The following is an 8,943-nucleotide window of genomic DNA, read 5'->3' as shown; positions in this document are numbered from 1 at the left end:
CGCTCCCTCAAACCCGAAAGATCATCGCGTCCAACAGCCACGGCCCTCGCAACTCCCACAGATCGCGGGTGTTGCGAGGACCGTTAGAACCCAAGGTCGACGGGGCCCCTCACCGTGCACCACGGGCCCGTCAACCGGCCGTCCGCAGCAGCTTCTTGACGATCTTCCCGGCCGGGTTCCTCGGCACCTGCTCGATGAACTCGACCCGCCGGGGCCGCTTGTAGGGGGCCAGCAGCCCGGCCGCGTGCCGCAGCAGCTCGGCCGCGCCGACCTCGCCGTCGGCCACCACATAGGCCAGCGGCACCTCGCCGTAGTCCTCGTCCGGCACCCCGACCACCGCGACGTCGGCCACCCCGGGGTGGGAGCGCAGCGCCCGCTCGATCTCCGTCGGGTAGACGTTCTGCCCGGCCCGGATGATCAGGTCCTTGCTCCGGTCGACCAGGTGGATCCGGCCGTCCCGGTCGATGAACCCGAGGTCGCCGGTGAGGGTCCAGCCGTCGACGGTGATCTCGGCGGTGGCCTCGTCGTTGCCCCAGTACCCGCGCATCACGCCCGGCCCCCGGACGCCGATCTCGCCGATCTCGCCCGGCCCGGCCTCGCCGCCCCGGGCGTCCAGCACCCGCGCCGACATCCCGGGGATCACCCGGCCGCTCGGGATGATGTCGGGGATCCGGTCCAGCGGGGGGTGCTCCTCGGGGCCGAGGGTGACGAACGGACCCCCGACCTCGGTCATCCCGTACACCTGGCGGAAGCCGCAGCCCAGTTCCTCCAGCGCCTCGCCGTACACGTCGACCGGCATCGGCGCCGCGCCGTACAGGATCTCCCGCAGCGAGGAGAGGTCCGTGCCCTGCCGCGCCCCGGCCCGCAGGATGAAGCGCAGCATCTGCGGCACCAGCCAGACGTGCGTGGCGCGGTTCTCCTCGATGGCGGCGAGCGCGGTCTGCGGCTTGAAGCCCGGCATCAGCACCACGGTGGCCCCGGCGGCCAGGTACGTCAGCGAGACGACCACGCTCCCGTGGTACAGCGGGCAGCAGTTGACCAGCACCATGTCGTCCTCGGGCCGGGCGAGCGCCAGCCAGCCGAGCGCGATCGCGCGGAACGACGCGTGGTCCACCGTGACGCCCTTGGCCTGGCCGGTGGTGGCCGAGGTGTGCAGGATCGCGGCGAGCGCGTCGTCCGGCACGGCCGGCAGCCCGGGGGCACCGGCCCCGCCGTCGCCGTCGGCCAGCGCGGCGTACTCCGCGCCGTCCAGGGCGATCCGCAGCCGCACCGGCAGATCCGGGTGCCGGCCGAGCAGTTTCCCTTCGCCGACGATCGCCGCCGGCCCGGTGCGCTCGACGATCCCGCCGATCTCCGCGGTCGTCAGACTGTGGTTGAGCGGCACGAACAGGACGCCGATCCGGGCCAGCGCGAAGTACGTCTCCAGCACCTCGATCCGGTCCAGCGACAGGACCGCGACCCGGTCACCGGCCCGCAGACCCAGCCTGGCGAACCCGTGGGCGAGGCGCAGCGTCCGGTCGTGCAGCTCGCTCCAGGTCACCGAGCGCCGCTCGTCCACGAGGGCCCGGCGGTCCGGGTAGCACTGGCGGTTGCGCTCCAAGAGCTGGGTCAGCCACATCAGGCGGGACCGCCGTGCCCGGCCAGGAACCGCTCGTAGTCGGCGATCGTCGAGAGCCCCTCCAGGTCCCCGGCGGTCACCTCCGCCCCGGTGTGCTGTTCGATCAGCAGGACCAGGCGCACCATGTCGCCCGAGTCGATGCCGCTGGCGGTGAGATCGGCGGTGTCCTCGATCGCGTCGGCGAACTCCGGCAGGCCGGTCAGGTCGACCAGCATCTTTCGTACAGTGCTCATGCCCTGCCTCTCGTAGCGGTCCCGTGCGGGGCCTTGCCGCCCCCGGGCGTGTCTGACCCGCCCTTACAGAGGAGCGGTCGCGGCCTGACCAATCCCTGTCATGTCTGTGATCAGCATCACTGGCGCGGTTGTACGGCCGGGGGATGGAGCACCCCGCCCCGCTCCTCCTCTACCCGTGAAGGCACGCGCCGGGCCGTCGGCCGGAGCGTGCGTGCGACGAGGAGGAGCGAGGGGTGATCCGGGTGCGTTCAGGGCCCGTGGAGGAGGCCGGCCGGGCACCGGCCGGGCCGGCGCCGGACGACGGCGACGGCACCGCAGGACAGCGGCTGGAGGAGCACTTCGAGGCGCTGCTCGCCGCCGACGAGCGGATCGAACCGCGCGACTGGATGCCGCCCGGCTACCGGATGATGCTGCTGCGCCAGATCGCGCAGCACGCCCACTCCGAGATCATCGGCATGCAGCCGGAGGGCTCCTGGATCACCCGCGCGCCCTCGCTGCACCGCAAGGCCTCGCTGCTGGCCAAGGTGCAGGACGAGGCCGGGCACGGGCTCTACCTGTACGCGGCGGCGGAGACCCTGGGCGCCTCCCGCGAAGACCTGCTCGACGCCCTGCACCGCGGCCACCAGCGGTACGCCGCCACCTTCAACCACCCGGCCCTGACCTGGGCCGACACCGGCGCCATCGCCTGGCTGACGGACGGCGCGGCGGTGGTCAACCAGGCCCCGCTCTGCCACACCTCGTACGGCCCCTACGGCCGGGCCATGCGCCGGGTCTGCCAGGAGGAGGCCTTCCACGTCCGCCAGGGCTACGACGTCCTGTGGGCGCTCTGCCGGGGCACGGCCGGGCAGCGGACGATGGCGCAGGACGCCGTCGACCGGTGGTGGCTGCCGGCCGTCGCGCTGATGTTCGGCCCGCCCGACACGGAGGCCGGCGGCCTGGACAGGCGCACCGCCGCCATCGGCGCCGGGGTCTCCCGCCGCTCGCTGGCCTGGGGCATCAAACGGCACACCAACGACGAGCTGCGCCAGCGGTTCGTCGACAACGCCGCCCCGCAGGCCGAGCGGCTGGGCGTGACCCTGCCCGACCCGGCGATCCGCTGGAACGAGGAGCGCGGGCACTACGACTTCAGCCCGATCGACTGGCAGCTGTTCCGGGACGCCCTCGGCGACGACTCGCAGTGCGCCCGGGCCCGGCTGGCCCACCGGGTCGCGGCGCACGAGAACGGCGCCTGGGTCCGCGCCGCGGTGGACGCCTACGCCGCCCGCCTCGACGAGGACGGCACCCTGCCGGACGCGGCGCGGCCCGAGGCCGCCGAACCGGCCGGGCGGCGGTCATGACGGCGACGACGCGGGGGAGCGGACGGGTGCAGACGCCCTGGGAGGTGTTCATCAGGCCGCGCCGCGGCCTGTCCCACCAGCACGTGGGCTCGGTCCACGGCGCCGACGCCGACATGGCGCTCGCCAACGCCCGTGACCTGTACGCCCGCAGGGGCGACCCGGTGTCGATCTGGGTGGTGCGCAGCGACGCCGTCCGCGCCTCCTCGCCCGCCGAGAAGGACCCGCTGTTCAGCAACGCCGCCGACAAGCCGTACCGCTACCCGGAGCACTACGTCTCCCTCACCGAGGACGGCGCCCATGACGACTGACACCACACCGGCCCGCCCCGCCGCCCCGGGCCCCGCCCCCCACCCGGACCTGGCCGGCTACGCGCTGCGGCTCGGCGACGACGCCCTGGTGCTCTGCCAGCGGCTCTGCGGCTGGATCACCCGCGCCCCGACCATCGAGGAGGACCTGGCGCTCTCCAACATCGCGCTCGACCTCCTCGGCCACGCCCGCACCCTGCTCTCCTACAGCGGGCAGCGCGACGGCACCGGACGCGGCGACGACGACCTCGCCTACCGCCGCACCGAGCGCGAGTTCCGCCACGTGCTGCTGGTCGAACTGCCCGACCCGGACTTCGCCGCGACCGTCGTCCGCCAGCTGGTCTTCTCCCACTACGCCGGACTGCTCTACACCGCGCTCGCGGACTGCGCCGACCCCGTCCTGTCCGGCTTCGGCGCCCGCGCCGCCGCCGAGGTCGAGTACCACCGGATGCACGCCGCGCAGTGGACCGTCCGGCTGGGCCACGGCACCACCGAGAGCCGCCGCCGGATGACCACCGCCCTGGACGCGCTCTGGCCCTACACCGACGAACTGTTCGAGGAGGACGGGCCGAGCAGCCGGCTCGACGCCGCCGGCACCGCCGTCGCCCCCGCCCGGCTGCGCGACGCCTGGCAGCGCGAGACGGCCGCCGTGCTCGCCACCGCGGGACTGGCCGTCCCCGCCCCCCGCTGGCGGGCCACCGGCGGACGGGCCGGCCTGCACACCGAGGCGTTCGCCCCGCTGCTCGCCGAGTTCCAGTCGGTCCACCGTCAGTACCCCGGCGGCACCTGGTGACCGCGCCGGCCACCCCGGCCGCCCCGGACCTCGACCGCGTCCGGGCCCGCGTCGCCACCGTCCCCGACCCGGAACTGCCGATGATCACGCTCGCCGACCTCGGTGTGATTCGCGCCGTCGGCCTGGCCCCCGACGGCGCGGTCGAGGTGGTCATCACCCCGACCTACCTCGGCTGCCCCGCGCTGCCCGCCATGACGGAGGCCATCCGGGAGGCCCTGGCCGACTGCGGCCACCCGGACGGCCGGGTCCGCCAGGAGCTCACCCCCGCCTGGACCACCGACGCGATCACCCCCGAGGGCCGCCGCCGGCTCGCCGAGCACGGCATCGTGCCCCCGGGCCCCGCCACCGCGCCCCTGCCGCTGCGCCTCGGCCTCGGCCTGCCCTGCCCCAACTGCGGCTCGGCCGCGACCAGGCCGCAGAGCCCGTTCGGCGCCACCCGCTGCCAGGCCGTGCTCGTCTGCACCGCCTGCCGGGAGACCTTCGCCCACCTGAAAGCGATGTGACGACCCGTCATGACAGCGACACCGGCGGCCGCCCCGCCCCGCACGCCCGGCTGGCACCGGCTGCGCGTCGCGGGCCTGGACCGGCTCACCGACGACGCCGTGGCGATCCGCCTCGACCTGCCCGACCCGCTCGCCCCGGCCTTCGCCCACCGGCCGGGACAGCACGTCGTGGTCCGTCACCGGGGGCCGCGGGGCGAACTGCGCCGCAGCTACTCGCTCTGCCCGCCGCCCGGCGAACCGCGGACGCTGCGCCTGGTCGTCCGCCGGCTCGGCCCCGGCGGCTTCGCGGACCACGCCACGACCGCGCTCGCCGCCGGCGACACCCTCGAACTCTCCACGCCCACCGGCGGGTTCGCCCTCGCCGACCGCCCCGGCGAGCACCATGTGATGATCGGCGGCGGCAGCGGCATCACCCCGCTGTTCGCCATGGCCGCGCACGCCCTGCGCACCGACCCGCACGCCAGGGTCTCCCTGGTCCACGCGGTGCCGACCGCCCGCGCCGCCCTGCTCGCCGACGAACTCGCCGACCTCAAGGACGCCCACCTGCGGCGGTTCACCGCCCTCCATGTGCTCTCCCGCGAGAGCCGGGAGAGCGGACTGCTCTCCGGCCGGATCGACGAGGAACGGCTGCCCGGCCTGCTGACCCTGCTCGGCGCCGCCCCCGGCGACCCGTGCTCCTTCTACCTCTGCGGCCCCTGGGGGCTGGTGCGGACCGCCCGGTCGGCGCTCGCCCGCTGGGGCGCCGAACCGGGCCGGATCCACTGCGAGTTCTTCACCGCCGACGACACCCCGGCACCGGCCGCCGCCCCCGACGCCCGCACCGCGGGCCGCCCGATCACCGTACGGCTGGCCGGCCGCACCAGCGCGGTCACCATGGCACCCGGCGACCGCGTCGTCCTGGACGCGGTGCTGCGCGCCCGGCCCGAGACCCCGTACTCCTGCCGCGACGGCCTCTGCGGCGCCTGCCGGGCCAGGGTCGTCCGCGGCGCCGTCCGGATGGACCGCCACTACGCGCTCGGCGAGCGCGAGGTGGCCGAGGGCTGCGTGCTCACCTGCCGGGCCCGGCCGGAGCCGGACGCCACCGGCGAGATCGCCCTCGACTTCGACCTCTGACACCGCTGACCGGCCGTCCCGGTCGACAGCCCCGATTCCCACGGAGTCCTCATGACCGACGCACCGTTCCTGGAATTCCAGGGAGTGACCCCCTACGAGGACTACGTCCACGCGGACCTCCTCGCCTCGCTCCAGCAGCCGCTGACCGACGCCCCCGACGAGATGGGCTTCCTGGTCACCGCACAGGTGATGGAGCTGTGGTTCGCCCTCACCGTGCACGAGTGGCGCTCCGCCGGAGAGGCGCTGTCCAAGGACGACCCCGAGGCCGCGCTCGACGCCCTGCGCCGCAGCGCCCGCGCCCACCGGGCGCTCAACGACTCCTGGCACCCCATCGCGACCCTCACCCCCGGCCGCTTCAACTCCTTCCGCGCCGCCTTCGGCAAGGCCTCCGGCTTCCAGTCGGCGATGTACCGGCAGATGGAGTTCCTGCTCGGGGACAAGTCCCGCCCGATGGTCGACTCCTACCGGGGCCACCGGGCGGCGCACGAGGCGCTGGAGGCCGCGCTCGTCCGGCCGTCGCTCTACGACGAGGTGCTGCAGTTCCTGTACCGCCGGGGCCTGCCCGTCCCCGAGGCGGTCCGCGAGCGCGACGTCACCGAGCCCTACCGCCCGGACCCGGGCGTCGAGGAGGTGTGGCGCCGGATCTACGCGGGGCCCGCGCACGACCCGCTGCTCACCCTGGCGGAGACCCTCACCGACATCGCCGAACTGGTGCTGCGCTGGCGCGCCGACCATGTGCTGGTCGTCCGGCGGGCGATGGGCGCCAAGACGGGCAGCGGCGGCTCACCGGGCGTGGTCTGGCTGGAACAGCGCGCCGCCCGGCCGGTCTTCCCCGAGCTCTGGACGGCCCGCAGCCATGTCTGACGCCCCCGGCAGCCCCGATGTCCCGGCCCCCGCACCCCGCGTCCGCCCGCCGCTCTCCGCCCAGGGCGCCGAGGAGGAACGCCGCGTCCTCTCCCTGAAGCCGGTGCTCGCGCCCGCGCGCGGCTCCTACGGCGGCCATCCGCACCAGACCTACGACCTCTGGACGGCGAACCGGCCGGACGCCCCGCTGGTCGTGCTGCTGCACGGCGGCTACTGGCGCTACGACCGGCTGCACCTGACGCCGTTCGCCGCCCACCTCGCCCGCCAGGGCTTCGACGTCCTGCTGCCGGGCTTCCGCCGCGCGGGCGGCGCCGGCGGCTACCCGGCGACCTTCGACGACGTCGCCCGGGCCGTGGACACCCTGCCCGCCGGGCGGCCCTACATCCTGGCCGGCCACTGCTCCGGCGGGCACCTGGCCCTGTGGGCCGCCGCCCGGGCGCTGCTCCCCGAGGACTCGCCCTGGTACAGCACCCGGCTGCCGGACGCCGTGCTCGGGCTCGCGCCGATCACCGACCTGGCCGGCGTGATCCGCGACGGCCTCAGCGACGACGCCGGGCTGCTCCTGCTCGGCGGTGACGGCCCGGCCGTCGAACGGCTGCCCGCGGTGGACCCGCTGACGCTGCTGCGCGGCGCGGGCACCACCGGCGTGCCGACGGTCGTCCTGCGCGGGGCGAACGACGAGGAACTGCCGCACGACCAGTTCACCGGCTACCTGGCCGCGCACCGGGACGCGCGGGAGATCGTGCTGCCCGGCACCGGGCACTACACCCTGATCGAGCCGGGCTCGCCGGCCGCCGGCTCCGTCGTCCGGACGCTCACCGACCTCGCGGCCGGCCTGCCCGGCCGAACCCCGCCCGGCCGCACCGCCTGACCGAACCCGGCCCGGCCGAACCACCTGGCCAGGGGGCGGGGTTCGGCCCACGGGGGGCACGCTGTGAGAAGACGCCGTCCACCCCGCTGCGGCACGATGGCCGGGCCACCGCGTCCACCCGGACCGGCCGGCTGAACGGGACCGTCGTACGGCCGAGGGTGGAGGGCTCATGCTGGTCTGTGTCACGGGGGGAACCGGGTTCGTCGGCGCCCATTCGGTAGCGGCGGTTCTCGCGGCGGGCCGCCGGGTACGCCTGCTGGTCCGCGATCCGGCGGCGGTGGGCCGGGCGCTCGGGCCGCTGGGCGTCGACCCGGCCCGGGTCGAGGTGGTGGTCGGCGACGTCACGGCCCCCGACGCGGTGGCCCGGGCGGTCACGGGAGCGGACGCGGTGCTGCACGCGGCCTCCGTCTACTCCTTCGACAGCAGGAAGTACGCGCAGGTGCGCCGCGTCAACGTGCAGGGCACCGGGCTGGTCATCGAGGCCGCCCGCCGGGCCGGGGCCGACCCGATCGTCCATGTCTCCAGCGTCGGAGCGCTCTTCCCCTCCCCGCAGGCCGAGCTGGGCGCGCACTCGCCGGTCGGGCGGCCGCGGGAGGCCTACCTGGCGAGCAAGGCGGCGGCCGACCTGCTCGCGCGCGGGCACCAGGAGGCGGGCGCCCCGGTGGTGATCAGCTACCCGCCGGCGCTGCTGGGGCCGCACGATCCGTACCTGGGCGACCAGAACGCGCGGCTGCGCAACGAGTTGCGCGGCCTGATGCCGCTCTGGCCGTCGGGCGGGCTCCCGCTCGGGGACGTCCGGGACACCGCGGCCCTGCACGCCGCGCTGGTCACCAGGCCGGCCGGCCGAGTCCCCGCCGCCGACCGGTACTTCGCGCCCGGGAAGTTTCTGACGACCCGTCAGTATGTCGAGGCGGTGGGGGAGGTGACCGGTCGGCGGCTGCCGGCCGGGTATCTGCCCGCCCGGGCGATGTTCCCGGTCGGCCGACTGGTCGGGCTGCTGCAGCATGTGTGGCCGTGGTACATCCCGGCGGAGTTCGGCGCGGTCTACACCTGCGCGGTGGCGGCGCCGGTGGCCGCGGACGCGCCGTCGCTGGGGCTGCGGGCGCGACCGCTCGCGCAGACCCTGGCCGACACCGTCGGCTGGCTGCACCGCTCGGGGCGGATCTCCGCCCGGCAGGCCGGCCGGGCGGCCGGCGGACACCCGGATACCGTCGCGTCCGGCCGGGTCTGAGCGCGTCCGGGTCGGTGCGTCCGGTCCGGGCGAGGCCGGTCCGGGCGAGGCCGGGCGGGCCCGGTCGGAGGCGGG

General features: G+C 75.6%; 10 protein-coding genes. 8 read left to right on the top strand and 2 right to left on the bottom strand.

Going from position 1 to position 8,943, the window contains the following annotated elements; genetic code table 11:
- Positions 1-130: 130 nt before the first annotated feature.
- Complete coding sequence (locus ACIP82_RS10325; protein WP_363608305.1) at positions 131-1,618, bottom strand: AMP-binding protein; 1,488 nt, start codon at positions 1,616-1,618, stop codon at positions 131-133.
- Positions 1,618-1,851, bottom strand: a complete 234-nt coding sequence (locus tag ACIP82_RS10320) for an acyl carrier protein (RefSeq protein WP_363608303.1) — start codon at positions 1,849-1,851, stop codon at positions 1,618-1,620. Before ACIP82_RS10320 ends, ACIP82_RS10325 begins: the two co-directional genes overlap by 1 nt.
- A gap of 257 nt (positions 1,852-2,108) precedes the next feature.
- On the opposite strand from ACIP82_RS10320, the gene paaA reads away from it, so the two are divergent.
- From paaA to ACIP82_RS10280, 8 genes are all read left to right on the top strand, one after another.
- Entirely contained in the window at positions 2,109-3,188 is a 1,080-nt protein-coding gene (gene paaA, locus ACIP82_RS10315; protein WP_400652751.1) for a 1,2-phenylacetyl-CoA epoxidase subunit PaaA, read from the top strand.
- Positions 3,185-3,496: a 1,2-phenylacetyl-CoA epoxidase subunit PaaB gene (gene paaB / locus ACIP82_RS10310; RefSeq protein WP_363608301.1), complete on the top strand. Its 312-nt coding sequence runs from the start codon at positions 3,185-3,187 to the stop codon at positions 3,494-3,496. Before paaA ends, paaB begins: the two co-directional genes overlap by 4 nt.
- Positions 3,486-4,286 (top strand): 1,2-phenylacetyl-CoA epoxidase subunit PaaC, encoded by an 801-nt coding sequence (paaC, locus tag ACIP82_RS10305; protein ID WP_400652734.1) that lies wholly within the window; start codon positions 3,486-3,488, stop codon positions 4,284-4,286. Before paaB ends, paaC begins: the two co-directional genes overlap by 11 nt.
- On the top strand, positions 4,283-4,789 hold the full coding sequence (gene paaD / locus ACIP82_RS10300) for a 1,2-phenylacetyl-CoA epoxidase subunit PaaD (RefSeq protein WP_400652733.1): 507 nt from the start codon (positions 4,283-4,285) through the stop codon (positions 4,787-4,789). The genes paaC and paaD overlap by 4 nt, the downstream gene beginning before the upstream one ends.
- 9 nt (positions 4,790-4,798) lie before the next feature.
- The gene (locus tag ACIP82_RS10295; RefSeq protein WP_400652731.1) at positions 4,799-5,902 is read left to right on the top strand and encodes a 2Fe-2S iron-sulfur cluster-binding protein; all 1,104 of its coding nucleotides are present in this window, start codon (positions 4,799-4,801) and stop codon (positions 5,900-5,902) included.
- 51 nt (positions 5,903-5,953) lie between these two features.
- Positions 5,954-6,766 (top strand): tryptophan 2,3-dioxygenase family protein, encoded by an 813-nt coding sequence (locus ACIP82_RS10290; RefSeq protein WP_363608295.1) that lies wholly within the window; start codon positions 5,954-5,956, stop codon positions 6,764-6,766.
- Positions 6,759-7,637 (top strand): alpha/beta fold hydrolase, encoded by an 879-nt coding sequence (locus ACIP82_RS10285; RefSeq protein ID WP_400652729.1) that lies wholly within the window; start codon positions 6,759-6,761, stop codon positions 7,635-7,637. Before ACIP82_RS10290 ends, ACIP82_RS10285 begins: the two co-directional genes overlap by 8 nt.
- A gap of 169 nt (positions 7,638-7,806) precedes the next feature.
- A complete protein-coding gene (locus ACIP82_RS10280; protein WP_400652727.1) occupies positions 7,807-8,868 on the top strand; it encodes an NAD-dependent epimerase/dehydratase family protein in 1,062 nt (353 codons plus the stop codon).
- Positions 8,869-8,943 lie beyond the last annotated feature (75 nt).

The sequence above is a fragment of the Kitasatospora sp. NPDC088548 genome (genome assembly GCF_044753005.1).
GTDB lineage: Bacteria > Actinomycetota > Actinomycetes > Streptomycetales > Streptomycetaceae > Kitasatospora.
The sequence above is the reverse complement of the archived record's forward strand: the minus strand, read 5'-3'. Positions and strand labels throughout refer to the sequence as shown.

Excerpts from the sequence above, each read along its gene's own strand:
- ACIP82_RS10325 (WP_363608305.1), bottom strand. The coding sequence starts at position 1,618 with ATGTGGCTGACCCAGCTCTTGGAGCGCAACCGCCAGTGCTACCCGGAC.
- ACIP82_RS10320 (WP_363608303.1), bottom strand. The coding sequence starts at position 1,851 with ATGAGCACTGTACGAAAGATGCTGGTCGACCTGACCGGCCTGCCGGAG.
- paaB (WP_363608301.1), top strand. The coding sequence starts at position 3,185 with ATGACGGCGACGACGCGGGGGAGCGGACGGGTGCAGACGCCCTGGGAG.
- paaC (WP_400652734.1), top strand. The coding sequence starts at position 3,486 with ATGACGACTGACACCACACCGGCCCGCCCCGCCGCCCCGGGCCCCGCC.
- ACIP82_RS10295 (WP_400652731.1), top strand. The coding sequence starts at position 4,799 with ATGACAGCGACACCGGCGGCCGCCCCGCCCCGCACGCCCGGCTGGCAC.
- ACIP82_RS10290 (WP_363608295.1), top strand. The coding sequence starts at position 5,954 with ATGACCGACGCACCGTTCCTGGAATTCCAGGGAGTGACCCCCTACGAG.
- ACIP82_RS10285 (WP_400652729.1), top strand. The coding sequence starts at position 6,759 with ATGTCTGACGCCCCCGGCAGCCCCGATGTCCCGGCCCCCGCACCCCGC.
- ACIP82_RS10280 (WP_400652727.1), top strand. The coding sequence starts at position 7,807 with ATGCTGGTCTGTGTCACGGGGGGAACCGGGTTCGTCGGCGCCCATTCG.